This is a genomic window from Pseudomonas bharatica CSV86 (assembly GCF_000319305.2).
GTDB lineage: Bacteria > Pseudomonadota > Gammaproteobacteria > Pseudomonadales > Pseudomonadaceae > Aquipseudomonas > Aquipseudomonas bharatica.
On sequence record NZ_AMWJ02000001.1, the window covers coordinates 958,676 to 985,316 of the forward strand.

16 protein-coding genes and 1 pseudogene are annotated in these 26,641 nt (G+C 64.9%); 7 read left to right on the forward strand and 10 right to left on the reverse strand.

What is annotated here, in order from left to right; all coding sequences use genetic code 11:
• Nucleotides 1–21: 21 nt before the first annotated feature.
• Nucleotides 22–3,981 (forward strand): annotated as a pseudogene (locus tag CSV86_RS04340) (amino acid adenylation domain-containing protein); the annotation flags it as partial.
• A gap of 359 nt (nucleotides 3,982–4,340) precedes the next feature.
• Here CSV86_RS04340 and CSV86_RS04345 read toward each other — a convergent pair.
• The 3 genes from CSV86_RS04345 to CSV86_RS04355 all read right to left on the reverse strand — a co-directional run bounded on the left by CSV86_RS04345 (nucleotide 4,341) and on the right by CSV86_RS04355 (nucleotide 11,074).
• A complete protein-coding gene (locus tag CSV86_RS04345; protein ID WP_009403121.1) occupies nucleotides 4,341–6,578 on the reverse strand; it encodes a TonB-dependent siderophore receptor in 2,238 nt (745 codons plus the stop codon).
• Between the two features lie 265 nt (nucleotides 6,579–6,843).
• A complete protein-coding gene (locus CSV86_RS04350) occupies nucleotides 6,844–9,234 on the reverse strand; it encodes a TonB-dependent siderophore receptor (protein WP_009403122.1) in 2,391 nt (796 codons plus the stop codon).
• Nucleotides 9,235–9,409: 175 nt separating this feature from the next.
• Nucleotides 9,410–11,074 (reverse strand): cyclic peptide export ABC transporter, encoded by a 1,665-nt coding sequence (locus CSV86_RS04355; RefSeq protein WP_009403123.1) that lies wholly within the window; start codon nucleotides 11,072–11,074, stop codon nucleotides 9,410–9,412.
• Between the two features lie 202 nt (nucleotides 11,075–11,276).
• On the opposite strand from CSV86_RS04355, the gene CSV86_RS04360 reads away from it, so the two are divergent.
• Entirely contained in the window at nucleotides 11,277–12,137 is an 861-nt protein-coding gene (locus CSV86_RS04360) for a DUF2242 domain-containing protein (protein WP_009403124.1), read from the forward strand.
• Between the two features lie 350 nt (nucleotides 12,138–12,487).
• On the opposite strand, the gene CSV86_RS04365 is transcribed toward CSV86_RS04360, so the two are convergent.
• Nucleotides 12,488–13,528 carry an AraC family transcriptional regulator gene (locus tag CSV86_RS04365; protein ID WP_009403125.1) on the reverse strand — a complete coding sequence of 347 codons (1,041 nt, stop codon included), beginning with the start codon at nucleotides 13,526–13,528 and terminating at the stop codon, nucleotides 12,488–12,490.
• Between the two features lie 4 nt (nucleotides 13,529–13,532).
• Nucleotides 13,533–14,642 (reverse strand): carbon-nitrogen hydrolase family protein, encoded by a 1,110-nt coding sequence (locus tag CSV86_RS04370; RefSeq protein WP_009403126.1) that lies wholly within the window; start codon nucleotides 14,640–14,642, stop codon nucleotides 13,533–13,535.
• Between the two features lie 183 nt (nucleotides 14,643–14,825).
• On the opposite strand from CSV86_RS04370, the gene CSV86_RS04375 reads away from it, so the two are divergent.
• Nucleotides 14,826–16,862 carry an NADPH-dependent 2,4-dienoyl-CoA reductase gene (locus CSV86_RS04375; RefSeq protein WP_009403127.1) on the forward strand — a complete coding sequence of 679 codons (2,037 nt, stop codon included), beginning with the start codon at nucleotides 14,826–14,828 and terminating at the stop codon, nucleotides 16,860–16,862.
• Between the two features lie 187 nt (nucleotides 16,863–17,049).
• Here the strand turns inward: CSV86_RS04375 and CSV86_RS04380 are convergent, their stop codons facing one another.
• The 3 genes from CSV86_RS04380 to CSV86_RS04390 form a co-directional block, all read right to left on the reverse strand.
• Nucleotides 17,050–17,505, reverse strand: a complete 456-nt coding sequence (locus CSV86_RS04380) for a DUF6708 domain-containing protein (RefSeq protein WP_009403128.1) — start codon at nucleotides 17,503–17,505, stop codon at nucleotides 17,050–17,052.
• A 110-nt stretch (nucleotides 17,506–17,615) separates the two neighbouring features.
• Nucleotides 17,616–17,813, reverse strand: coding sequence for a hypothetical protein (locus CSV86_RS04385; protein ID WP_170394396.1), 198 nt, complete (start codon nucleotides 17,811–17,813; stop codon nucleotides 17,616–17,618).
• Complete coding sequence (locus tag CSV86_RS04390) at nucleotides 17,810–21,028, reverse strand: T6SS effector BTH_I2691 family protein (protein WP_009403129.1); 3,219 nt, start codon at nucleotides 21,026–21,028, stop codon at nucleotides 17,810–17,812. The genes CSV86_RS04385 and CSV86_RS04390 overlap by 4 nt, the downstream gene beginning before the upstream one ends.
• 279 nt (nucleotides 21,029–21,307) lie before the next feature.
• Between CSV86_RS04390 and CSV86_RS04395 the strand changes: the two genes are divergently transcribed.
• Nucleotides 21,308–22,180: a 1-aminocyclopropane-1-carboxylate deaminase/D-cysteine desulfhydrase gene (locus tag CSV86_RS04395; RefSeq protein WP_009403130.1), complete on the forward strand. Its 873-nt coding sequence runs from the start codon at nucleotides 21,308–21,310 to the stop codon at nucleotides 22,178–22,180.
• On the opposite strand, the gene CSV86_RS04400 is transcribed toward CSV86_RS04395, so the two are convergent.
• Nucleotides 22,177–22,725: a cytochrome b gene (locus CSV86_RS04400; protein ID WP_009403131.1), complete on the reverse strand. Its 549-nt coding sequence runs from the start codon at nucleotides 22,723–22,725 to the stop codon at nucleotides 22,177–22,179. The two genes, CSV86_RS04395 and CSV86_RS04400, sit on opposite strands and share 4 nt — an antisense overlap.
• A 111-nt stretch (nucleotides 22,726–22,836) precedes the next feature.
• Entirely contained in the window at nucleotides 22,837–23,787 is a 951-nt protein-coding gene (locus CSV86_RS04405; RefSeq protein WP_037061435.1) for a DUF1853 family protein, read from the reverse strand.
• 116 nt (nucleotides 23,788–23,903) lie between these two features.
• Between CSV86_RS04405 and CSV86_RS04410 the strand changes: the two genes are divergently transcribed.
• Genes CSV86_RS04410 through CSV86_RS04420 form a run of 3 tightly spaced genes read left to right on the forward strand, consistent with a single transcriptional unit; the run spans nucleotide 23,904 to nucleotide 26,637 of the window.
• A complete protein-coding gene (locus tag CSV86_RS04410) occupies nucleotides 23,904–24,794 on the forward strand; it encodes an NAD(+) kinase (protein ID WP_009403133.1) in 891 nt (296 codons plus the stop codon).
• Nucleotides 24,791–25,765 carry a metallophosphoesterase gene (locus CSV86_RS04415; RefSeq protein WP_170394686.1) on the forward strand — a complete coding sequence of 325 codons (975 nt, stop codon included), beginning with the start codon at nucleotides 24,791–24,793 and terminating at the stop codon, nucleotides 25,763–25,765. The genes CSV86_RS04410 and CSV86_RS04415 overlap by 4 nt, the downstream gene beginning before the upstream one ends.
• On the forward strand, nucleotides 25,762–26,637 hold the full coding sequence (locus CSV86_RS04420) for a rhomboid family intramembrane serine protease (protein ID WP_009403135.1): 876 nt from the start codon (nucleotides 25,762–25,764) through the stop codon (nucleotides 26,635–26,637). Before CSV86_RS04415 ends, CSV86_RS04420 begins: the two co-directional genes overlap by 4 nt.
• Nucleotides 26,638–26,641: the final 4 nt, after the last annotated feature.

The window sequence follows — 26,641 nt, forward strand, 5'->3', positions numbered from 1 at the left end:
GAACCCGAGGCCTGCGCGCTGCTGTCCTACGCCCAGCAGCGCCAGTGGTTCCTCTGGCAACTGGAGCCTGGCAGCAGTGCCTACAACATTCCGGTGGCCCTGCGCCTGACCGGGATGCTCGATGTCGCTGCCCTGGAGGCCGCGTTCGAGGGCCTGGTCGCCCGCCACGAAACCCTGCGCACCACCTTCCGCCAGGACGGCGAGCAGGCGGTGCAGGTGGTGCATGAGCTGGTGCCGTTCCATCTGCCGGTGGACGATGTCGACGCGGCGGATCTGCACGCCCGGGTCGCCGCGGAACTGAGCGCGCCGTTCGACCTGCAGGCAGGGCCGCTGTTGCGCGTCCGCCTGCTGCGGGTGGGCGCCGAGGAGCATGTGCTGACCGTGGTCCAGCACCATATCGTTTCCGATGGCTGGTCGATGCCGATCATGATCGACGAGCTGGTGCGCCTCTACGACGGCCACCGTCGTGGACAATCGGTGCACCTGCCGGCCCTGCCGATCCAGTACGCCGACTATGCCATCTGGCAGCGCAACTGGATGGAGGCCGGCGAGCAGGAACGCCAACTGGCCTACTGGACTGCGCAACTGGGTGGTGAGCAGCCGGTGCTGGAACTGCCCACCGACCGGCCGCGGCCCTTGGTGCAGAGCCACGCCGGCGCACGCCTGGATATCGACCTGCCGCCAGCACTGGCGCAAAAGCTCAAGGCGCTGGCGCGGCAGCAGGGCGTGACCCTGTTCATGCTCCTGCTGGCGTCGTTCCAGACCTTGCTGCATCGCTATTCGGGGCAAGCCGATATCCGCGTCGGCGTGCCCACCGCCAACCGCAATCGGGCCGAGACCGAGGGGCTGATCGGCTTCTTCGTCAATACCCAGGTGCTCAAGGCCGAATTCGCGGCGGACACCACCTTCGGGCAGTTGCTGCAACAGATCAAGCACACCGCCGTGCAGGCCCAGGCCCATCAGGACCTGCCGTTCGAGCAACTGGTGCAGGCCCTGCAACCGGAGCGCGACCTGGGGCGCAGCCCGCTGTTCCAGGTGATGTTCAACCACCAGACCCAATCGGCAACGCAGGCCCGGCAATTGCCGGGATTGAGCGTGGAAAAGCTGCAATCGGGCCAGCACACCGCGCAGTTCGACCTGACCCTGGAAACCCTGGAGCGCGACAGCGGCGTGGGCGCGGCACTGACCTATGCCACGGCGTTGTTCGATTCGGCGAGCGCCGAGCGTTTTGCCCGGCATTGGCGCAACCTGCTGGAAGGTATCTGCCAGGATGTCGGGCAGCGGGTGGCCGAATTGCCGCTGCTGGACGCGCAGGAGCGCCAGCAGATTCTCGAGGGCTGGAACCAGAGCCAGCTCGACTACCCACGCGGGCAATGCCTGCCGGCGTTGATCGAAGCGCAGGTACGGGCGACCCCGGAGGCGGTCGCACTGGTGTCTGCTCACGTGTCGCTGAGCTACGCGCAACTGAATACCCGCTCCAATCAGCTGGCGCACAAGCTGCGTGAACTGGGCGTTGGTCCGGATGTGCTGGTGGGCGTGGCGCTGGAGCGTGGTCCAGAGATGGTCGTCAGCCTGCTGGCGATCCTCAAGGCCGGTGGCGCCTATGTGCCGCTGGACCCGGATTTCCCGGCGGATCGGCTGAGCTACATGATGCAGGACAGCGGCTTGAAGCTGCTGCTGAGCCAGTCTTCGCTGGTTGGACAACTGAGCATTCCGGCCGACGTGCAGACCCTGTGCGTGGACCAGCACGGCAACTGGCTGGACGGCTACGCCACGCATGACTTGCCAGCCAGCGCCGGTCCGGAAAACCTCGCCTACGTGATCTACACCTCCGGCTCCACCGGCCTGCCGAAGGGCGTGACCATCCACCATCAGGCCCTGGTCAACTTCCTTTTCAGCATGGCGGACAAGCCGGGGCTGACGGCGGCTGACCGGGTGCTGTCGCTGACCTCGCTGTCCTTCGATATCGCCGGCCTGGAACTGTACCTGCCGCTGATTCGCGGTGCTGCGGTGGTCTTGCTCAAGCCGCACCAGAACAAGGATCCACAGGCCCTGTTGCAGGTGATCGCCGAGCAGCAAGCCAGCGTGATCCAGGCCACGCCGTCGAGCTGGCGGATGATGCTCGATGCGGCGCCAGCCGGTGCCTTGAGTGGCAAGACCATCCTCTGTGGCGGCGAAGCCCTGAACGCCGAGCTGGCCCAGCGCCTGATCGACCAGGCCGGGCATGTATGGAACGTCTACGGTCCGACCGAAACCACCATCTGGTCGGCTCGTCACTACCTGACCCGCGCCGACGATATCTGGCTGGGCAAACCGCTGGCGAACACTACGCTGCATATCGTCAGCGACGACCTCGACGTACTGCCGGTCGGCGCTCGCGGTGAATTGCTGATCGGTGGCGACGGCCTGGCCCGTGGTTACCACCAGCGTCCGGCACTGACCGCCGAGCGCTTCGTGCCGGATCCGTTCTCCAGCACCGGCGGGCGCCTGTACCGCACCGGCGACGTGGCCTGCTACCGGGCCGACGGGGTGATCGAATACGTGGGGCGCCTGGATCATCAGGTGAAGATCCGTGGTTTCCGCATCGAACTGGGCGAGATCGAGGCCCGGCTGCTGGAACACCCGGCGGTGCGTGAAGCCGTGGTGATCGATATCGATAACCAACTGGCGGCGTACCTGGTCGCGGAGCAGGACACCCCGGAACTGCGCAGCGCCCTCAAGGCGCACCTGAAAGCCGGCCTGCCGGACTACATGGTGCCCAGCCACTTCACCTGGCTGGACAGGATGCCCCAGACCCCCAACGGCAAGCTCGACCGCAAGGCGCTGCCCAAGCCCGATGCCAGCCTGGCGTTGGGCGAATACCAGCCGCCGCGCAACGAGCGCGAGCGGCAACTGGCACGGATCTGGACGGACGTGCTCAAGGTCGAGCGGGTAGGGCTCAAGGACAACTTCTTTGCCCTCGGCGGTCATTCGTTGCTGGTGATCACCCTGGTCAGCCGCTTGCGTGAAGCCTTCGACACCAGTCTCAGCCTGCATGACTTCCTGTTGCTGGAAACCTTCGAGGACCTGGCCGACTTCATCGCCGCAGGCGAGCGCCGGGTGAACAACCCGGTGATCAGCATGAACATCAGCGCCAGCGACAAAGCCCCGCTGTTCTGCCTGCCGCCCGGAGGCGGCGGTACCTACGCCTACTATCCATTGGCCGGGCACCTGGGCCCGCAGCGCAGCGTGCTCGGGGTGGTCAACAAAAGCTATGTGGTGCCGGGCTGGAAGGAAACCTCGTGGGACGCCATGGTCGGCTACTACGTCGAGCAGATCCGCACAGTGCGCCCGCACGGGCCCTACAACCTGCTGGGCTGGTCCCTGGGCGGGGCGCTGGCCATCGAGGTGGCGCATGCGCTGGAATCGGCAGGCGAGACCGTGGCGTTCCTCGGGCTGGTGGATACCCATCTGCCCCAGGGCGAGCAGGCCCTGGCCAATGATAACGGCGAGGAACCCGAGGCCGGGCCATGGGACGGCCTGGTGAAAAGCCTGCTGGCGTTCGCGCCGGGGATCGGCGAGGCGGTGGTGCTGGACCTGATCGAGGAAGGGACTGCCCGGTTCGAGGATCCGAAGCAGGCGGCGGACTGGGTAATGGTCGAGGTTGCTGCAATCAGCGGCACGGACATCGAGGCCCTGCGGGCGATTCACCGCGACATCGGCGTACAGGCGGAAATTGCCAGCGGGTACGAGTTGCTCAGCGCGAACATGGCGCTGGGGCAGGCGTTCGTGCTCAAGCCGCTGAAGGTCAGGCCGCATTGCTGGTGGGCGGGTGGCAGCCGAAGCGATGAGCAGGTCGCCGCTGCCGAAGCGCTGTTGAAGGCGGGTTGCGGGCTGGAGGAGCTGTGGTCGGAAACACTGGCGGGGGTGAAGCATGATGATGTGGTGCTGGCGCCAGAGTTGCTCAATAGCATCCAGCTCGAACTGGAAGACATGGAGTAGGCCGTAAGGACGACGCGGCCCCTGTGGGAGCTGGCTTGCCAGCGATTGCAATGTTGAATTCACCGCAGCAATCGCTGGCAAGCCAGCTCCCACAGGGTCCGCGCAGATGCCAGGAAAAAGGCCAGTCGAGTTAACCGAGCTGGCCTTTTGTTTTTAGTATTGTCGAACGATCAGAAGTCTCTGCGCAGGTTCAGCATGAAAATGGTATTCAGCTCGAACTGGAAGATATGGTAGACCTTAAGGACCACGCGAACCCTGTGGGAGCTGGCAAGCCAGCTCCCACAGGGTTCGCGCAGATGCCAGGAAAAAGGCCAGCCGGGTTAACCCGGCTGGCCTTTTGTTTTAGCGCTGTCGAACGATCAGAAGTCGCCGCGCAGGCTCAGCATGAAGGTGCGTGGGTCACCCCAGACGTTGCCGCGGTTGAGGCCCGAGGCGGTGGACCAGTACTTGCGGTCGAAGAGGTTTTCCCCGGTCAGGTTGACCTTCCAGTGCTCGTCGATCTTCCAGCCGATACGGGCATCCCAGATGGCGCGGCCTGGGGAGCCGTAGTCATAGCCACCGGCGAGCTTGTTCTCGTAGCGCGATTGCGCGGAGACGCCGGCGCCCACGGTCAGGCGGTTCCATTCGCCGTCCTGCGGGGTGTAGCTGGTGCTGATGCGTGCCAGGTGCTTCGGCGTGTCGGTGGTCAGCGCGTTGCTTTGCGGGCTGACGATGCGGTTGTAGGTATAACCGGCGAGGACTTCTAGGCCCGGCAGCACCTCGCCGCTGGCTTCCAGATCGATGCCCTTGCTGCGCTGGACCAGGCCGTTGATCTGGCAGGTCATGCTCGGGTTGCTCGGGCACAGGTGGGTTTCGTCAGGATCGTTGATGGCGAGGTCTTCCTGCTTGATGTAGAAGACCGCCGCCGACAGGTTCAGGCGCTTGTCGAACAACTCGCCCTTGATCCCGGTTTCATAGTTGGTGCCGATGGCCGGGTCGAGCGGCGAGCCGTCCCAGGTCCGGTCGTTCTGCGGCTTGAAGATGTCGGCGTAGCTGGCGTACCACGACCAGTGTTCGCTGAAGTCGTAGATCAGCCCGGCGAATGGGGTGACCTCGCGGTTCTGCTGGGTCAGGTAGTCGTTGCCGGCACCGAGTTTCTGGTCGTAGTCGTACTTGTACCAACTGACCCGGGTACCCAGGACCAGGCTCAGCGGCTCGGTCAGGTGCAGGCGGGTGTTGGCATAGATGCCGGAGCGTTCGTCGACATACTCGGATACCAGCGACCAGGCCGGACGCTGCGGCTTGGCGAAGGCGTGGTGATCGACGTCGAAGATATTGATCGGGATCGGCGTTGCACGCCGATAGGGCGCGCGGCGCTCGGTCACGTCCTGGCGCGACCAGTTCGCGCCCAGGGTAACCTGGTGGGACTGGCCGAAGGCCTCGAAATGACCGTCCATGAAGCTATCGATACCCACGCTTTCGACGTTGGTATGGCGGAACTCGACGTTCTGGAACACCGAACCGCGTTGGGTGACCGGGTTGATCGCACCGTTACCGTAGGCGGCGACCATGTCCAGGTCGGCCTTGGACCAGGTGAACGAGGTCTTGTTGCTCCAGTTGTCGTTGAAGCGGTGGTTCAGCTCCAGGAACGCCTCGGTCATGTTGGTGTTCAGGTGGTTCCAGTCCTGCACCAGGGCGGTGGAGCGGGAGATATCCAGGGACTGGCCATTGGAGTAGCGCGGCAGCGCCCAGATCGAATAGCCGTCGATGCGTTTTTCCTGGCGGCGCAGGCTCATGGTCAGGGTGGTGTCATCGGCCAGGTCAGCTTCGAGGACGCCGTACAGCAGCGGCGTTTTGGCGCTGTATTCGTCCAGCCAGGACCCCTTGTCCTCATAGGCGGTGACGAAGCGCCCGCGCAGGGTGCCTTGGTCATTCAGGCGGCCGCTGCCATCCAGGTCGACGCGGTAGTTGTCATAGGAGCCGGCGCGGGTAGTGATGGAGAACTGCGGCTCCGAGGTGGCGCGCTTGCGTACCAGGTTCACCGCTCCGCCCGGGTTGCCGGCGCCGACCAGCAGGCCGGAGGCGCCACGCAGGACTTCGACGCGGTCGTAGATGGCCATGTCCGGAGCCATCCAGCCGCTCATGTTGTAGGCCTGGCCGGGGATGCCGTCGATCATGTAGCTGTCTTCGCTCAGCACGAAGCCGCGCGACTGGTAGACGTGGGAGCCGAAGTTGCGCTGGCTGAAGGACAGGCCCGGGGTCTTGGACAGCACCTGGTCAAGGCTGGTGAGGTTCTTGTCGTCCATCAATTGCCGCGTCATCACCGTCACCGACTGCGGGGTTTCACGCAACGACTGCGCCGCCTTGCCGATGGTCACCGCCCCGGTGGTATAGGAACCGGTGTTCTCGGTGGTAGTGCCCAGCACCTGCGAGTTGATGTTGGTCGGTGCCAGGTTCAGCGTCGCCGGGGCGCCGTTGGCGGCCTGGGCCTCGGTCTCGGCCTCCGCTTCCTGGGCATAGGCCTGGGCAGCGAAGGGCAGGGTCAAGGCCAGGCCGAAGGCGGCCTGGCGCAGCAGCAAGGCCTTGCTCAAGGGCGTAAGGCGGGACGGTGTGTGCATGTGCAGAAGACTCGTTCTAAGGGTTGTGTCGTGAGTGTTGGCGTCGCTGAGTCAACGGCTCGCTTCTGCGCCGGCGTCGTGGCAAGGCCGGGTCTTTCCTGGCGGAGCGCGTTTTGTCGTTATAGAGAACGAGTTGCAGGTGCGAGGATTTAACGGAAATTTCACTTTCCGTTGTTTGCTGCGCAATGGCGGTTTTGGGGTGCAGATCGTCGGATTTATGGCGCCTTGATACCGTCGATTCGTGGCGACAGGGGGCGTCTGAAAATCAGAAATCGCCGCGCAGGCTCAGCACGTAGCTGCGCGGGTCGCCGTAGAGGGTGCCGCGGTCCAGGGCGGCTGCGGCGGTGTAGTAGGTGCGGTCGAAGAGGTTGTCGGCGTTGAGGCCGAGGGTCCAGTGGTCATCGAGTTTCCAGGCGATGCGCGCATCCCACACCGCATGGCCGGGCGCGCCGTAGTCAATGCCCTGGCCGCCATCGCTGCGGTAGCCGGACTGGGCCGAGACGCCTGCACCCAGGCTCAGGCGGTGCCAGGCGCCGGGCGGGGTGTAGCTGGCACTGGCGCGCAGCAGGTGCCTGGGAGTTTCCGGCGAAACCGGTCCGCCGGCGCTGCTGCGGGTCAGGTTGAAGGTGTAGCCGGCCAGCAACTGCAAGCCGGGCAGGGCTTCGCCACTGGCCTGCAGCTCGACGCCGCGGCTGCGCTGGACCGTGCCGTTGATGTAACAGGTGCCGGCGATATCGTTGGTCAGGCACTTGCCCTCGCTGGCGGGGTCGATGGCGTAGACCCCCTTCTGGCGGATGTAGAACAGCGCCGCCGAGACGTTCAGGCGCTTGTCCAGCAGTTCGCTCTTGAGCCCGGTTTCGTAGCTGGCCCCGATGGCCGGGTCGAGGGTCGAGCCATCCACCGAGCGGTAGATGCTTTGCGGCTGGAAGATGTCGGTGTAGCTGGCGTACCAAGACCAGTCATCGTCAAGGTCGTAGATCAGCCCGGCGAACGGGGTGACACGGCCCTGCTGGTGGTCGGTGAAGTCGCCGCCGCCGATGCGGTAGTCGAAGTCGTAGGTGTACCAGCTGAGCCGCGCACCGAGGATCAGCGCCAGGGGATCGGACAGGTGCAGGTTGGCCTTGGCGAACATCCCGTAGCGCTCGTCGATCACCTTGTTGATCGACGACCAGGCCGGCCGCGGTGGTTTGGGAAAGGCGTGATGATCGACGTCATCCAGGTCGATGGGGACCCTCAGCGCCACCGGCGCGCGCTTTTCCAGTATCGCCTGGCGCGACCAGTTGATCCCGCTGGTGATCTGGTGCGCCTGGCCGAACAGCTCGAAATGCCCGTCGAGCACGCTGTCCACCCCGGTCCCGTCGATGTCGGTGTGGCGGAACTCGACGCCGCGAAACTGCGCGCCGGTCCCGCTTGCCGGATCCACGGCGCCGCGTGCGTAGGCGATCGACTGGTGGAAGCCACCCTCGGAATGGATCAGCGACAGCTTGCCGGTCCAGTCTTCGTTGAAGCGGTGGGTGATTTCGTTGAACACCTCGGTGATCCGTGGCTGGTGCCGATTCCAGTCCTGCACCAGGGCGGTGGAGCGCGGTACGTCCAGGGCGCTGCCATCGGTATGGCGCGGCAGGCCGAAGATCGAATAGCCGCGGACCGTGCTCGACTGATGGCGCAGGCTGCTGGTCAGTACCGTGTCGTCGTCGAGGTCGATATCGACGATGCCGTACAGCAGCGGCGCGCTGGTGTGTTTCTGGTCGAGGTAGGAGCCGTCGTCCTCATAGGCGGTGATGAAGCGTCCGCGCACGGTGCCCTGGTCGTTGAGCTTGCCACCGGCGTCGAGGTCGAGACGGTAGCTGTCCCAGGAGCCGGCGCGGGCGGTCAGGGTCAGGCGCGGTTCGGCAGTGGCGTGCTTGCGCACCAGGTTGACCGCGCCGCCCGGGCTGCCCGCGCCGATCAGCAGCCCGGCAGCGCCGCGCAGCACTTCGACGCGGTCGTAGATGGCCATGTCGGTGGGCAGCCAGGCGGTGGGGTTGTAGGCCTGCCCGGGAATGCCATCCATCATGTAGCTTTCGTCGTTCACCACGAAGCCGCGCGACTGGTAAAGGTGCGAGCCGTAGTTGCGCTGGCCGAAGGTCATGCCCGGGGTCTGCGCCAGCACCTGGTCGAGGCTGGTGAGGTTGCGGTCGTCCATCACCTGGCGGGTAATCACCGTGACCGACTGCGGCGTACGGCGCAGCGACTCGGCGGCCTTGCCGATGGTCAACGATGGCGTGGTGTAGGAGCCGGTGCCTTCGGTGGTCGGCTCGACGGGCTCGGCGCTGATCGAGGTCGGGTTGATGTCCAGGGTTGCCGCGGCCTGGCGCATCGTCAGGGTCAGGGTGTCACCTGCCAGGCTGAAGTCGAGTCCGCTGTTGCGCAGAAGGATCCGCGCCGCCTGCTCCGGCGGGTAGCGGCCGCGCACCTGGGTGCTGGTCTTGCCCTGGATGGCCTCGGGATTGACCAGAACCTGCAGGTCGCTTTGCCGGCCCCATTCCTGAAGAGCACTCCAGAGCGGCTGCGCCGGGATGTCGAAGCTGACGTCCTGGGCCTGCACCTGGCTGCCGAATGCCAGCAGCGCGGTGCTCGCCAGGGGCGCGGGCCAGCGGCGTAGCCACTGCTTCATCAGCCACGCGAGGCGAAGCGAACAGCGTCGTTGCAGTCTGTGCATTGGGCGGGATCTGGAAATCAGTTGATGTCAGGGTGATGGCTTATCACGCGACGTTAATGATATCCATTTCTAAACATTTTCATATTGTCCCGCGCAAAGACTTTCGCCCGTCGGGGCGGGCGGTCTCGTGTCAGGCAGGAATGGCGCTGTCCTCAACCTGCTCCACGGTGATTCGCCCACCCTGCATGCGCACCAGCTGGTCAGCCACCGGGAAGTACCGGTCATCGTGGGAGATCACGATGATGGTCTTGCCCTGTTGCTTCAGTTCCGGCAGCAGCTCGGTGTAGAACACCCGGCGGAAGGCCGGGTCCTGGTCGGCGGCCCATTCGTCGAACACCAGCAACTGGCGCTCGTCGAGCCAGGCACTGATCAGCGCCAGGCGCTTGCGCTGGCCGGTGGAGAGGTCGGTGGTGGTGAAGGCGCCGTCGCGGATGCCGACCTTGTGCGCGATGTCCAGGCGTTCCAGGTATTTCAGCGCATCGGCGCTCACCGGCGCATCGCCTGGCAGCGGGTCATCGAACAGGTAGTAGTCGGCGAAGATGGTGGTGAACAGTTGGCGATAGTCGTCCAGCTGCTCGGCGGCCAGCGCCTGGCCGTTGAACAGGATCTCGCCCTGTTGCGCGGGGTACAGGCCCAGCAGCAGCTTGATCAGGGTGGTCTTGCCGCCGCCGTTTTCGCCGACGATGAACACGATCTCGCCCTGCTTGATGCTCAGGTTGACCGGGCCCAGGTGGAAGGAGTCGACGCCGTCCACCGGCGGGTAATCGTAGCGAAGCTGGCGCAGTTCCAGGGTCTGCATGGCGCCCAGGCTCGACGGTCGGTCGTTGACCAGCAGGTGCGGCTCCGGCGAGGAAAACTTCCACGACAGCTCGGCGATCCGGCGCAGGGCGATCTTCGCCCGGGAGATGATCGGCAGGGCGGTGATCAGGCGCTCCAGCGGGCCCTTCATATACAGCATCACCAGCACGAAGCCGCCCAGCACGCTTTTGTCGGTGGCCGGCCATAGCGCCTGGAAGGCGATGGCGATGCCGATCACGGCGAAGAACAGCATGGAGCCGAAGGTCTCGGCGCTGACGAAGATGTTCGCCGCGCGGATGTTCGAGGTGCAGATGCGCTCGGTGGTGCCGTGGATGCGCTCGTCCAGCAGGTGCTGGCGCCGGCGGCGGTGGATGCGCAGCTCCTTCGCCCCGGCGGAGATCGCCTGGTAATGCTTCTGCAGTTCGTCCTCGCCGTCCCGGGCGCGGAGGATGCTGCGCATCCCGGCCTGGTGCGCCAGGTACTGGGCGCCGGTGCCGGTGATCACGGTGAGCAGGGTCAGGGCCAGGATCTGCCAGGAGAGCAATGCCAGGTAGCTGAGGCAGCCGAGGGTCACGGTGAAGGCGATGACCATGGGCGCCACCGACAGGGCGAAGTTGCTCAGGGTGGTGACGTCGTTGAGCAGCACCGGGATCAGCCGGTGCGAGCGGTAGCGCTCCAGTTGTTCGATGGGCGCGACGAGGATCTTCGCCGCCAGTTCGCGGCGCAGGTTGGCCACCACGCGCTGGCCGACCCGGTTGCTCAGCAGGCTGGAACCGTTGGAGCAGGCCAGGGTCAGCACGCAGAGGCCGGCGAACAGCAGCGCGACATCGAGGCCGGGCCCGCCGTCCTGGGTCATGGCGCGGTTGATGGTGGCGAGCAGGCCGGTGACGCTCAGACCGCTGACGATTCCCAGCACCGTGGACAGAACCACCAGCCACCAGTAGGGCTTGAGGATTCTCAGGGTTTCCCGGGCCAGGCTTTCGGTCTTGAGGGTCATGCGGTTCTCTCGGAATGCGGGCAAACGGGCTCTGCGCCGTCAGGGAGAGGACGAGCCCGGGCGCCGGAAATTTAGCGCGGCGAGGCGCTGCGACCGCGTGTCGGCGAGATGAATTCTGTCGCCGATTCGTGCCCTGGCGGTTTCAGTGCCCGGCCAGCTGTAGCACAATAGGCGCCGTTCGTTTTCCTCTCCAGGATGTGCAATGTCCAAGTCAACCATCTGCGCTGCGCTCGGGCTGGCCCTTGTGCTGGCGGGTGTCGCCGGTTGTAGCTCGAAGAAGGCCGCCGTGTACGAACACGAGAACTTCGACGATTCGGGCACCTATTCGCGCAGCTTCCCGGTCAGCGAGGCCGGCTCCTGCGAAGCCGCGCGGCGTGCGCTGCTCAGCCAGGGCTACATCATCACCACGGCCGACAAGGGCCAGGTCAACGGCAACAAGAGCTTCCAGCAGACCGGCGAAAGCCATATGCAGATCAGCTTCAATGTCGTCTGCGCCGACGACATGGGCGGCGGCGGGCGCTCCACCGTGTTCGCCAACGCCCTTCAGGACCGCTATGCCCTGAAAAAGTCCAACACCTCGGCAAGCCTTGGCGTGGGGGTGCTGGGTTCGGTGTCGATGCCGATCGGTTCCACCGACGACTCGATGGTCAAGGTGGCGAGCGAGACGGTGACCTCGGCACAGTTCTACGAGCGTTATTTCGCCCTGGTGGAAAGCTTCCTGCCGCCGGCACCGAAGAAGCAGGCCGCTGCGCCTGAAGCGCCGGTGCCGGCCAAGCCGGCTGCCGAGCTGGGCGTGCCGGAACCGGCGGCGCTGGCTGCGCCCCAGGCCGAGGTGCCGGCTGCGGCGCCGGTCGAAACGGCTCCGGTCGCAGCGCCGGCCGCCGAAACCCAGGCTGCGCCGGTGCTGGACGACAGCCAGGGCTCGCAGCCGGTGGCGCCGCCTGCCGAGGCTGCGCCCATCACCGCCGAACAGGTTGCTCCGGTGACTGCGGAGCCGACCACGCCAGCGGTGAACGAATCCGCGCCTCCGGCGACCAACGGTGATCCTTCCGCACCGCTCTAGCCCGCGGGATAAATCCTGTAACACCTGCTACGTTTATTTTCGGACACGCTGTTGTCATTTTTCCTTCACCGGTGCACTTTAGGGTGAATCAGGACACAAACAGACGAAGACACGGAGCAGGAATATGGACGACTATCAGGAAGAACTACTCGAATTTCACGCTTCGGAGCTGGACGTGCCGGAGCCGGCGGATGATGCGACAGAGCTGTGAATGAAATGAAAAGGGCCGGTTTTGAAACCGGCCTTTTTAGTAAGGACGACGCGGTCCCTGTGGGAGCTGGCTTGCCAGCGATAGCTTTAGTGAATTCACCATAGCGATCGCTGGCAAGCCAGCTCCCACAGGGACCGCGTTATTCACCTCTTCGTTGGCTACGCCTGAACTCCCCCGGTGTCACCCCGCTCCAGCGCTTGAACGCCCGCTGGAACGCCTCCGCCGAAGCGAACCCCAGCAAATACGCAATCTCGCCGAACGCCAGCTCGGTATCTCGGATGTAACTCATCGCCAGGTCCCGCCGTGTGTCGTTGAGGATGGCGCGAAACTGCGTGCCTTCCTCGGCCAGCTTGCGGCGCAGGGTCCAGGTCGGCAGTTGCAGGCGTCGCGCGACTTCCTCCAGGTCCGGCTCGCGGCCGCCATTGAGCAATGGGCCGAGCAGATGGGCGATGCGTTCGCCCAGGCTGCGAATACGGGTGCGCTCCAGCAGTTCCTGTTCGCACAGCTGCAACAGGTGCTGCCAGGTGCTGGGGCAATGCGCCGGGTTGTGCAGCCCGAGCGTCGCTCGGGCAAGGCGCAACTGGTTGTTCTGCGCGCCGAACTGCACCGGGGCCAGGCTCAGCGCCTGGTAGCGCTCGGCGTAGGGCGGGCTGTCGAATTCGATTTCCATGCGCTCGGCCTGCACTGCCTGGCCCGCCAGGTCCGACAGTTGCGCCAGCCAGCCGGACAGCACCGAGTCGACCACGAAGCGGTTGTAGGCGTTGTACGGGCTGATGGAATAGAAACGCAGCCAGGCGCCTTGGCAGTCTTCCTCGAAGCTGGACTGGCCGCGGTAATTGGCGGCGTACAAGGGCTCGAAGCGCAGCAGCGTGCGCGCCGCTTCGCCCAGGGTCGGCGCCTGGCCTGCGGTAATCCCGGCCAGCCCGAGCTGGCCCAGGCGGCTATGGCGCCCCATGCACAGGCCCAGGGCCGGTTCCCGGCTTTGCTCGATGGCGGCATGGCCCAGGTGCATGAAGCGCGGGATCGACAAGCGCCCGCCGGCCTCGGCCAGCCGCGCCGGGGTGAGGCCATAACGCTCGAGCAGGGGGCGCGGGTCATGGCCGAGCTCGTCCAGCGCCCGTTCCAGGCTCTGGATGAAACCCACCGACAGATCCCCGAGCCGCACCCGTGGCCGGTTCATCGGCCTACAGCCACAGGTTGAGCAGGCGTGCGCCGTGGCTGGCGCTGGCGTGGTAGAGGGCATTGAGGTTGGCGAAGCCCAGGCCTTCGCCACGAACCTCCCAGAACTGCCCGCGCAGGAACACGCTCATGCTGGCGATACCGGCCGGTACCGCGGTTTCGCTGAGGTGATACCAGGCCTGTTCCTCGCTGGTTTCGCCGGGTTGCAGGTCCAGTTCCGAGGCCCGCTCCTGGTGCCGGTTACCGCGCCACGGCCCTTCCCAGCTGCCGACGAAGGCCGGGTTGGCGATGATCTGCGCGTTCTGCACGGCCAGGCGTTGATAGTTCGACGGGTACCAGGCATCGCTGCCGATCAGCACGCCAAGGCGTCCCGCCGGGGTATCCACCACCTGCGGCGCCTGGCCTGTGCCCGGTTCGATGAAGCGCCGTACGTTGCTGTCGGGATATTGCTGGCGATGGACCTGGCCGAGCACCGCACCCGTGCCGGAAAACACCAGGCTGGCGTTGTACAGGGCGCCGGAGCCGGTGCGCAGCACGCCGTGATCGAGCCAGGGCTCGGGCAGGACGATGGACCCCGCCACCAGGGTCACGCCGAACTCCCGGGCCAGGTCGCCGAACAGCTTCTGGTAATCCGCCGCCATCTGCCCGGCCTTCATGCGCAGGTGCGCGTCGCTGCGGCGGTCGTCACCGGTGGCGCTGTACATCGCCAGGCCGTAGCGCAGCGGGTTGCTCAGTTCCAGCCACTGGTACGCTTCGCGCAGGCGGGTGACCTGATACATCTCGCGCTTTTCGCCACGGGCCCAGAGCCAGGTGCCGATATGTTCCGGCAGGATGACCACGGTACGTTCGTTGACCAGGCCCTTGACCCGCGCCTGCTCGAGGTATGCGGCGAGCTTGCGGTGCAGGCGGGTGAGGTTCTGGTAGTCGCCGGGGTAGAGGGTCGGCTCGATGCCGAGCAGGTTGCCCTGGCCGCTGGGGATGCCCTGGTCCAGCGCCAGTTCGACGCGCAGGTCGGACAGGTAATGACCCTCCGGGCGCTGCTCGGCCCAGAGCATGTAGCCACCGAAGGCGGCCAGGAGAACAAGCGCCAGGGCGCCTGAAAGAAGTTTGCGCATGAAGCGGACAAGGCCGGCAAGGAATTCGCCACCAAGGGTAATCGCCCTGGTGCGTTTGGATCAATAACTTGTCATTTTCGGTCATTGAGCGACGGCGGGGGGCGCTTTAATGTCGACTCCAGACCAATCGACGGGGCCCGCTTGCGAGGTTCCCGCATTCCGTGATTCGCTGTGGAGATCATCATGACCGCCGCCCAGTACCCGCACCTGCTCGCCCCCCTGGACCTTGGCTTTACCACCCTGCGCAACCGTACCCTGATGGGCTCGATGCACACCGGCCTGGAAGAACGCCCCGACGGCTTCGAGCGCATGGCCGCCTATTTCGCCGAGCGTGCCCGGGGCGGCGTGGGCCTGATGGTGACCGGCGGCATCGGCCCGAACGTGGAAGGCGGGGTGTACTCCGGCGCGGCCAAGCTGACCACGCCTGAAGAGGCGGAAAAACACCGGATCGTCACCCGCGCCGTGCACGAGGCCGGCGGCAAGATCTGCCTGCAGATCCTCCACGCCGGGCGCTATGCCTACAGCCCGAAGCAGGTGGCGCCAAGCGCCATCCAGGCGCCGATCAACCCGTTCAAGCCCAAGGAACTGGACGAGGAGGGCATCGAGAAGCAGATCGCCGATTTCGTCACCTGCGCGCAACTCGCGCAAAGTGCCGGCTACGACGGTGTCGAGATCATGGGTTCGGAAGGCTACTTCATCAACCAGTTCCTCGCCGCCCACACCAACCAGCGCACCGACCGCTGGGGTGGCAGCTACGAGAACCGCATGCGCCTGGCGGTAGAGATCGTCCGCCGTGTGCGTGAGGCGGTCGGGCCGAACTTCATCATCATCTTCCGCCTGTCGATGCTCGACCTGGTGGAAGGCGGCAGCAATTGGGAAGAAATCGTGCAACTGGCCCAGGCCATCGAAAAGGCCGGGGCGACCCTGATCAACACCGGGATCGGCTGGCACGAGGCGCGCATCCCGACCATCGCCACCAAGGTGCCGCGGGCGGCGTTCAGCAAGGTCACGGCCAAGCTGCGCGGCGCGGTGAAGATCCCGCTGATCACCACCAACCGCATCAACACCCCGGAAGTCGCCGAGCAGGTGCTGGCCGAGGGCGATGCCGACATGGTCTCGATGGCCCGGCCGTTCCTTGCCGACCCGGAGTTCGTCAACAAGGCGGCCGAGGGCCGTGCCGACGAAATCAACACCTGCATCGGCTGCAACCAGGCCTGCCTGGACCACACCTTCGGCGGCAAGCTGACCAGTTGCCTGGTCAATCCGCGCGCCTGTCATGAAACCGAGCTCAACTACATCCCGGTGACCAAGGTCAAGCGCATCGCCGTGGTCGGCGCCGGCCCTGCCGGCCTGGCGGCGGCAACCGTGGCGGCCGAGCGCGGGCACCAGGTGGTGCTGTTCGATGCCGCCGGGCAGATCGGCGGGCAGTTCAATGTGGCCAAGCGCGTACCGGGCAAGGAAGAGTTCTACGAGACCCTGCGCTACTTCGGTCGCAAGCTGGAAACCACCGGCGTCGAGGTATGCCTGAACAGCCGCGTCGATGCCGCGCAACTGGCGGCCGGCGGCTATGACGAGATCATCCTGGCGACCGGTATCGTGCCGCGTCTGCCGGCGATCCCGGGCATCGACCACGCCAAGGTGCTGACCTACCTGGACGTACTGCTGGAGCGCAAGCCGGTGGGCCGCAAGGTGGCGGTAGTGGGCGCGGGCGGGATCGGCTTCGACGTGTCCGAGTTCCTCGTGCACGAAGGGGTCGCCACCAGCCAGGACCGTGCGGCGTTCTGGAAGGAATGGGGCATCGACGCGGCGCTCGAGGCCCGCGGTGGCGTCGCTGGCATCAAGGCCGAGCCTCATGCCCCGGCGCGCGAGGTGTACCTGTTGCAGCGCAAGAAAACCAAGGTCGGCGATGGCCTGGGCAAGACCACCGGCTGGATTCACCGCACCGGGCTGAAGAACAAGCGCGTGCAGATGCTCAACAGCGTCGAATACCTGGGGATCGACGATGCCGGGCTGCATATCCGCATCGGTGAGGGCGAGGCGCAGGTGCTAGCGGTGGACAACGTGGTGATCTGCGCGGGCCAGGATCCGCTGCGCGAGTTGCAGGATGCGCTGGTGGCCGCGGGGCAGTCGGTGCATCTGATCGGTGGTGCGGATGTGGCGGCGGAGCTGGATGCCAAGCGGGCGATCAATCAGGGTTCGCGGCTGGCTGCTGAACTCTAAATAGCACTGCGTCCCCCTGTGGGAGCTGGCTTGCGAGCGATAGCTGTAGTGAATTCACCATAGCTATCGCTGCGGTTCGACGGTCCGACAAGGCAGCTCCCACATCCAGGTCTTTGGGAGCTGTGCCATGTTTGGCTTTTCCTTCTCGCTCAGCTGGCGACTCCTGCACTGAGATGAAGAACGCCGCTTATGGCGCAGTCCTCGATTCGAGATCCATATCCGCAGGCCATTGCACCTTTGGCGCCAAGAGCAGGGCGATGTTCATGCCCACATCGTTGTGATCCTTCGCCGGGCCAGGAGGTGGTAGCGCATCGGGGCCTTGCTGCATGTAGGTGCAGATATAGGCCCAGGCATGGGCGTCGGCGCCCATGGTGGTCAGGGGGAAACGGTCGATGACTTCGTTGGTGCCGGGCTTGACGATGGAGAGCACCACGCCACCCTTGATGACCATTCCATTTCCCGTTGCGCCGCGCTTCAACCAACGCTCGGCCCGGACTTGGGACCAGTCATATGCCACCGGCTCCACCCGCCAGCGTTCGAAGGGGTTCCACCAGCGGTAGTTGAAGTTGTAGGCGTAGAGGCGTTGGCGGGCGCGGTTGAAACGGAGGGGTTGATCCCTGGGAGGTGCCAGTTCAAATTTCATGCAGAGAAGAAGTGACCAAACTCCAACGAGAATACCTAAGAGGAATATGGTCCAATCTGCAGTTCTCAGAACACGCTCAGTTGTTACATAGCTCCATAACAAATCGACCGTCAGCCCCCCTGAAACGGCACGAACCAGATCAGCCATCCTCTTAAAAGTGCTGATGTACGTGGAAGCTCCAAACAGATTTCATTTTGAAGGTTTGGTGTATCAAGCCCCAAGGCAGGAATCACGGCCGGCAACTCGTCAGGACGAGGTAAATCCTCCTGCCAACCAGAACAGGGGGGAACAAGCTTGGGGTTGCTCATGAGAATCCCCACCTTTGAGGATCACGAATTTTGTCTTCTTTGACGATCAGCCTGGCTACCCCGGACTCATCGCTCTTATCGGGCCAGAAGGACACCTCAAGTTCCAACGCGTGAAAATCAAGTTTCCCAGAGAAGCTAATGGAGCCTCTGATTTCGAGCGTTTTTGACTCGGCATCGTGCTGAATAACTGGAGCGGTCGTGGCAGGGACGTAAGCAGGGTGTTTCCACACTGCGGGAGCAGGCAATGGATCATTCGTGCCATCGCTTCGTCCACCAGCGATGATTTGGCCCGGCACCTCCCCTGGCCTGTACGCCCACAATGCCCATTCATAGTGTGAAGCTTCAGCGTCATAGCCTGGCAGGACGATTTTGTAGTCTATGAAACCGCCTGTGCCTAAAACCTCCTTACCTTGCGTTTGAATTTGATGGACTACCTCGAGCTGTGCAATCAAACCCAGCAGCGCCGCGTTCAAAGCTCCGATAGCCGTATCCATCTCGTGCGAGTCTTTCCAGCGCCTGTGTTCTTCCGGTAGCCCCCAAAGCGAATGTCGAGCCCAAAGTTCAAGCGGCTGCGATTCTTGTCCTTTTGCCCATACCGCAAGTCCGTAAGCTATAAAGCCAAAAACGACAGCGGCTGCGAGCGGGCCGAGGAGGAAACCGGTCGCTCCCACTGAACCTATTACTCCTGACAGCGCAGAACCAGCTGACATGATGGCCGCGACGTTGTAAGCCTTGCTTGCCGCCTCATCACCTCCCTTTCCCGAACGCCCAGCCGCAAGCGCATACTGCACTCCCTCCACCGCACTAGCCACCGACACAATCGCCCCGCCGACCTGCAGAATCCGGCTTCCCAACTCAACCGGCACCACCTGCCCAGCAGAACGAATCGACACCTTCAAATCCGGCCGCAACATCTGGATCGTCCCACCAACAATCTCGACCCCCGCGCCCATCACCCCAACCGACGCCGACAGCACCGCCGCCACCGCCTCGTCGTGCTCGTCGCCAATCGTCTTGAGCATGTTTTCGTAGCTTCTGCGCAGTGCGTCCTGCTGGAAGTACAGGCTGCCCACGGACATCCCCAGGTTGGCCGCACCAGTCCCGTTGAAACTCACGGCATTGCGCATCCTGCGCATCGATTCGCCGGCCAGCAGGCGGGCGTCCTCGGCAGTGAGGCTGAGGTGATGGGCCAGGTCCTTCATGCCGGTCTTGAGGGCAGCGCTGCCGATGCTGACGCTGACGCTGACGTTGCGCAGGGCATCGTCGAGGCCGTCGCCTAGACCGGCGCTCAGCGTTTCCAGGCGGGCCTTGAGGCTTTCGGCGCTTTCCGTCGTCCAGACGACGATATCGATCAGCCTGGCGTGGTTGCTGCCCAGCGCCGGGGCAATGTAGTTGCTCAGCAGCATGGCCCGCACCTTGCGCTCGGCCGGCTTGCGGAATTGCTGATCGACTTTGCTGGCAAATCGCTCGACACCCTCGTAGAGCACTTCGTTGAGCAGCGTGAGGTACTCGCCCACCTTGAGGGATACGGTGATCCGGGTGGCCTCGACGCCGTAATAGCGCAGCCAGATCTTCCGGTGCAGTTCCAACAGCAGTGCTCTGCTCTTTTCCGACAGCTGCTCCCCGAGTGCATTGCTGGCAGTGGCGGCAGCGCCGAGCAACTGGCCGACAGCTGTTTGCACCCCCTCGCCCACGAACTCGTCGGCTTTCACGCCGCCGGCAAAGGTCTTGGCACCGTGGAAGACCCGTGTCTGCTCGTCTCCGGCCAGGTCGTCGGCAAATTGTTCAAGCCCCGTTCTGTCGAGGGCTCGCATCGCCTTGTGGAACAGGCTGTCCTGATCTTCCAGTTGCTCCAGCCAGAGGCTTCGTGTTGCACCGAACTGGTTAGCGGCGATGGGCTCGGTCACTCCGCCGGCATAGCACATCGCCAACATGCGGATACAGCCATCATGCGATTCCTTGATCCCGGAGATGTAGTCGTTGAGCGCGGCCAAGCGGAACGCCGGGCCGTCGTGATGGCTGACATAGAGTTCGGCAACGTCGTCGACGATCTTCTGCCAGGCCGCCAGGGTCTTGTCGTAGTGGTCCTGGAACGCCTTGCGGGCTTTTTCGTCGTAGCGGTCGTCGAGCCGTTCACGGGCATCGGCGATTGCCTCGGTGCTCAGGCGCTCCTTCTCCTGCTCCAGATCGAGGACCGGCATGGGTGTCATGTAGGCAGGGTACCCCTGGGACTTCTCGGCTATAGCGTTGTAGTCCTCCCGATGCTTGACGGCTGCCTCGGCCTCCTCGATCGCACGGGCATGCGCCTTGTTGACCTGGAACTGACGAATACCTAGCAACGTCTGGGAGGTGAAGTGTTCGAAACACCGTTGCGGTTCGGCACTCCATTCCTGCATGGCCTGATAGCGCAACACACGCTGGGCATTCAGTTCCTGGACCACACCGATGGGATCGGGCAGGACCAGGGCCAGCACCCCCTTGGACAACTGGTATTCCTTGCTCACGGTGCGCACATGTGCTGCCAATGCGCGCAGCCGGTGATTGCGCGGATAGTAGCCGTGCACACTGTGGAAGTCGTCGGTCATGGACTGGGCATATTCAAGGACCTGGTGCATCTGCAGGTCGGTTTCGGTCATGGCGATGCCGACGCTGGCCGGGGCTTCGCGGGCGGTCTTGAGGTCGAGCTTGTGGAAGCGCTCGTCGAGGTTCATGCCGTCGACCACGCCACCGCGCTGGTAGGCGTACAGCACTTCCTCGGGCCAGGGGTCGTTGGCGATGGCCAGCCAGGCGGTGGAGTACCTGTGGAAATTGATGTTGATGAAGGAGGCGGGAATGTCGTGGTCCTGCTGGAAGCAGATCCTGCTCAACGGCACCGGGTCCTCGCGCGGGACCTCAAACGCCGGGAACTGGCGCAATACGCCTTCGGGAGTGATCTGGTACGCCTGCCAGTACTTGTGGTCGAGCAGCACATAGAGAAAGCCCCGGCGCAGGATGCGTGGCTGACCGAGGACCATGCGCACGGCCTTGACCTCGGAGCCGTGGGCCACCGGCCGTGCGTGGGCTTCCCAGGGTTCGGGCGCGTAGGCGGCGCGCAGCGGCAGGATGGGCAGACCCCAGCGCTGGCAGGTCTGGCAGCGTTCGACGGGGACCGGGTTGGCTTGCTCGATGCAGGCATCCAGCGTGAGTGCGGGCTTGCAGTTGGTGTCGAAATTCATGCGAGAGTCCCTGCAACGGTGTTCCGACTACCAGACTCAGCGTCGGAGCGCATTTGGATAAAGGCTCACCAAGGTGCAGGGCCATCTGTTGGCTGGCCGCTGACCCCGGGGGCTTCCCTGGAAATGATTCCGGAAAATCCTGCATGGCGAACAGCGGCCTGAGATATAGGAAAATTCCTAACCAATTGACTGAAATCCCTCAACTTTCAGCGTGAGTTGACCCTCGAGGTCGTTGTCGGGTCCACCACAGGCCAACAGGGCACCTGTAGAATCGGCGGCATGCTCAATCTCCCCCAAGCACCCCTGCAACGCCTGTCCCTATCCTGGCTCCACGAGTCCGGCATCGACGCCGCTATCCTCCGCCTCGACCAGATCGATCCCCTGGTCAGCGGCAACAAGTGGTTCAAGCTCCTCGAACACCTGCGCCTCGCCCGGCAACACCAGGCCCCGGGCTTGATCAGCCTGGGCGGCAACCATTCCAACCACCTCCACGCCCTGGCCGCTGCCGGCCAGCGTTTCGGCTTCAAGACTGCCGGCCTGCTGCGCGGCAATCCCCAGGACACCCCGACCATCCGCGATCTCCAGGCCTTCGGCATGCACCTGCACTGGCTCGGCTACGGCGGCTATCGCGCGCGCAACGAGCCCGGGTTCTGGGCGCCCTGGCAAGCACGGTACCCCGGCTGGCACTGCATCTCGGAAGGCGGTGGCGGTGAGCTGGGCGAGAAGGGCTGCGCGCTGATCGTCGAACAGGCGCGGGCGCAGTTGGCGAACATCGGTTGGGACGATTACGACGCCTGGTGGCTGGCCGCAGGAACCGGCACTACCTTGGCCGGGCTGGTGCAGGCGGAAGCGGCTGCCCATCCTGTGCATGGCGCACTGGCGGTACCCAGGGGGTATGGCGTGGAACAGAACCTGTCGGCCCTGACCGGCTATCACCTTCACGACGCCAGCCGCGGCGGCTTTGCCAAGGTCGATCCCGAGCTGCTGGCCTTCATCGACGCCTGCGAGCGGGAATCCGGCATCCCGCTGGAGCCGGTCTACACCGGCAAGGCCCTCCTGGCCCTTAAAGAAAAAGCCGGGTGCTTCGAACCAGGCACCCGGCTGATCTTCGTCCACACCGGCGGCCTCCAGGGCCGCCGTGGTTTCGCTTAGTCCTTGCCGGGCAGCATCCGCACCAGGGTGTTGTCCTTGCGCACATAGTGGTGATACAGCCCGGCCACGGCATGCAGGCCGATCAGCCAGTAGCCGAGGGTGGCGAACCATTCGTGCCAGCCCTTGACTGTGCGCGCCAGGTCCTTGTCCGGCTGCACCAGTGCCGGCAGGTCGAAACCGTAGAAGGGAATCGGCTTGTCGGCGGCGCTGAGGATCACCCAGCCGGCCAGCGGCAGGCCGATCATCAGGGCATACAGCGCCCAGTGCACCAGGTGCGCCAGGCCGGTCTGCCAGGCGGCCGGTGCAGGGACGATGCGTGGCGTCGGCCGCGTCACCTTGAGGAACAGGCGCAGCCAGACCAGCAGGAACACGGTCAGGCCGAGCATGAAGTGCAGGGTTTTCATCAGTTCCCGTTCCGGGCTGTCCTTGGGAAAGATCCCGCGAAACTCGATGCAGGCGTACACCGCCGCCAGCAATACCAGCATCAACCAGTGCAAGGCCACGGACAGGCTGCCGTAGCGCTCCCGGGTATTGGTCAGACTCATACAGAACACTTCCTCGTCAGGTCACGGAATGGGCGCTCTTGGTGGCGCTGTCCTACAGGGTAGATAGCTTCGGGCTACTACGGCAGATACAACGAGGAAAAAAAGCCCGGGTCAAGCCGTCTGGGTCAAGTGTGGCCACTGTTCGGCAACCAGAAAGGCCCGTTCGGCTTCCTGCCAGTCGCCGTCTTCCCCTGGCTCCAGGCGCACCATCAGTTGGGCCTGGGCGCGCGGGTCGAGGGCGGCCAGCCAGTCGCGCAATTGCCCCGTGCTCCACACCTGCGCCGCCGCAACCCGCGCCGGGCCGAGCCAGGCCTGGCGTGGCAGCGGTTGCCAGCGGCCTTGCCCGTGGGCGCTATGAAAGTCGCGCCAGTCACGCTGATGCAGCCAGTGGCCGCGCAGATGCTGCGGATCTGCGCCCAGCGGCGAGCCGGCCCGGGCATGCCAGGGGTAGAACAGGTAACCGCCGAGCCACAGCCGCGCCCGGACCTGGTCAAGCCCCAGGCCTTGCAGGGCCTCGCGGCTTTCCGGGCGCGCGGAGATGGGCAACTGGTGCTCGGCCAGGTGCGCCAGCTTGCGATCCAGCCGGTCATGGCAACCGGGCCCCAGCCAGTGCGCCGGGTCGGCACCGTCACCGTGTTCCGGCCCGAGATAGAACTTGATCGCCAGTTCCAGGTGATGCACGCCTTCGCGGTCGCGCAGGACGATATCCAGCTCGCCAAGGGTGTGCCCGCCCTGGCGGATCGGCAGGTTGGCGGCCAGCAGTTCAACGCCTGGTGCCTGGTGCAGGGCGAACTGCCAGAGCCGTTCGTAATACAGGCCCAGGCGCCGGCTCGCCGAACGCGCCAGCCAGTCCAGCAGCAGCGCCGGATCGCGCTCCAGGCCCAGCAGCCAGTGGCGCAGCTTGTCGGGGTCATCCACCCAGCCACTGCCACTCAACGGATGGCGTTGCGGCCATGGCGCGCGGTGCAGCAACGGGGCGGACGACAGCGCCCAGGCCAGGTCGCGGACCGCAGGCTGGCGCAGGTGACGGGGCAGGGCGTTGAGGGCAGCGAACGGATTCATCCTGCGAGCATAGCCGCGTTTGCCCGGCGTCGTTTGCCGCAGGGCAGGGCACTGGCCCATAATCGGGCCTTTGACCGTGCGTACTTTTTGACCGTCGTTAGCCAAGCAGGAACCCCATGGAGCAATTTCGCAATATCGGTATCATCGGCCGCCTCGGCAGCTCCCAGGTGCTCGATACCATCCGCCGCCTGAAAAAATTCCTGCTGGAACGGCATCTGCACGTCATCCTCGAGGACACCATCGCCGAGGTCCTGCCCGGCCACGGCCTGCAGACCTCCTCGCGCAAGCTGCTCGGCGAAGTCTGCGACCTGGTGATCGTGGTCGGCGGCGACGGCAGCCTGCTCGGCGCCGCCCGCGCCCTGGCCCGGCACAACATCCCGGTGCTGGGGATCAACCGCGGCAGCCTCGGCTTCCTCACCGACATCCGCCCGGACGAACTGGAAGTGAAGGTCGCCGACGTGCTGGACGGCCATTACCTGGTGGAAAACCGCTTCCTGCTGCAGGCCGAAGTGCGTCGTCACGGCGAGGCCATCGGCCAGGGCGACGCCCTCAACGACGTGGTCCTGCACCCGGGCAAATCCACGCGGATGATCGAGTTCGAAATCTACATCGACGGCCAGTTCGTCTGCAGCCAGAAGGCCGACGGCCTGATCGTCGCCACCCCGACCGGCTCCACCGCCTATGCCTTGTCCGCCGGCGGGCCGATCATGCATCCCAAGCTGGACGCTATCGTCATCGTGCCGATGTACCCGCATACCCTGTCCGGCCGACCGATCGTGGTCGACGGCAACAGCGAACTGAAGATCGTCGTGTCCCAGGACATGACCATCTACCCGCAAGTCTCCTGCGACGGCCAGAACCACTTCACCTGCGCGCCCGGCGATACCATCACGGTGAACAAGAAACCGCAGAAACTGCGCCTCATTCACCCGCTGGACCACAACTATTACGAGGTCTGCCGGACCAAGCTCGGCTGGGGCAGCCGCCTGGGTGGTGGAGGCGACTGATGCTCGATCCCGCGCGCAGTTTCGACCTGATCGGCGATGTTCATGGCTGTGCCCACACCCTCGAACGCCTGCTCGATGCCCTCGGCTACAAGCGCCACGGCGGGGTGTGGCGGCACGCCCAGCGCCAAGCCCTGTTCCTGGGCGACATCATCGACCGTGGCCCGCGCATCCGCGAGGCCCTGCATATCGTCCATGACATGGTCGAGGCCGGCCAGGCCCATTGCATCATGGGCAACCACGAGTACAACGCCCTCGGCTGGACCACCCCGGCGCCACCCGGCAGCGGCAAGACCTTCGTGCGCGAGCATACGCCACGGCATGCCCGGCTGATCGACGAAACCCTGACCCAGTTCGCCCAGCATCCCGGCGACTGGCACGATTTCCTCGGCTGGTTCTATCAGTTGCCGCTGTTCGCCGATGCCGGGCGCTTCCGCCTGGTGCATGCCTGCTGGGACGGGCGGGTGATCGATTCGCTGCGCCAGCAGTACCCCGACGGCTGCATCGACCAGGCATTCGTCCAGGCCTCGGCCGAACCCGACAGCTTCGCCCACCTGGCCTGCAACCGCCTGCTGCGCGGCACCGACATGCGCCTGCCGGACGGCCTGACCCTGACCGGCGGCGACGGCCTGACCCGGGCCTTCTTCCGCACCAAGTTCTGGGAGGAAGACCCGCAGACCTACGGTGATATCGTGTTCCAGCCCGATGCCTTGCCCGAATCGGTGGCTCGCGCGCCCTTGTCCCATAGCCAGAAGAACGCCCTGCTGCGCTACGGCGAGGACGAGCCGCTGCTGTTCGTCGGGCATTACTGGCGCAGCGGCAGGCCGGCGCCGATCCGCGCCAACCTGGCCTGCCTGGACTACAGTGCAGTGCTTTACGGCAAGCTGGTGGCCTACCGGCTCGACGATGAAACCCGGATCGATCCGCACAAGTTCGTCTGGGTCGATGTGGAACGGCCGGAGGCCAGTCAATGAATGGGGTTCCAATCCTGCAACTGCCGTTGAATGTCGACCTCAGCGGCTTCGTCCAGATGCTCCGGCGCCTGCAGGTAGCGCACCGGGTGACCGAGGAGCACGGCGAGCAGGTGCTCTGGGTCGATCAGGCGCGGGCCGAGGAAGTCCGTCGCCTGTACGAGGCGCACCCGGAAGGCGACGCCGACACCCAGGACCTGCCCCTGACCGCGCAGCCCGATGCCATGGTCCGTCCGGGCCTCGGCGAGCAGTTGCGCACCAGCAAGGTCACCGCCTTCGTACTGCTGGCCTGCCTGATCGTCGCCGGCCTCACCAGCCTCGGCGAAAACCTCGCGACCATGCGCTGGCTGACCTTCCTCGATTTCCGCGTGGCGGGCGACTACCTCTACTTCACCCCGCTGGACACCAGCCTCCAGGCCCACCAATGGTGGCGCCTGTTCACCCCGATGCTCCTGCACTTCAGCGTGCTGCACCTGGCCATGAACGGCGTGTGGTACTGGGAGCTGGGGCGGCGCATCGAATGGCGCCAAGGCCCGTTCAGCCTGCTCGGCCTGACCCTGGTGTTCGCCCTGGTGTCCAACGTCGTGCAATACCTGTTCAGCGGCCCGACCCTGTTCGGTGGCCTGTCCGGCGTGCTCTACGGCTTGCTCGGGCACCTGTGGATCTACCAGCGCCTGGCCCCCCATCCGCTGTACCGCATGCCCCGTGGCGTGCTGGTGATGATGCTGGCCTGGCTGGTGCTGTGCCTGACCGGCGTGATGTCCGTGATCGGTTTCGGCGCTATCGCCAACGGCGCCCATGTCGGCGGTCTGTTGGTCGGATGCCTTAGCGGGCTCTTGGGCGGGGCGCTGGCCCGGCGTAAACTGACGGCTTGACTTT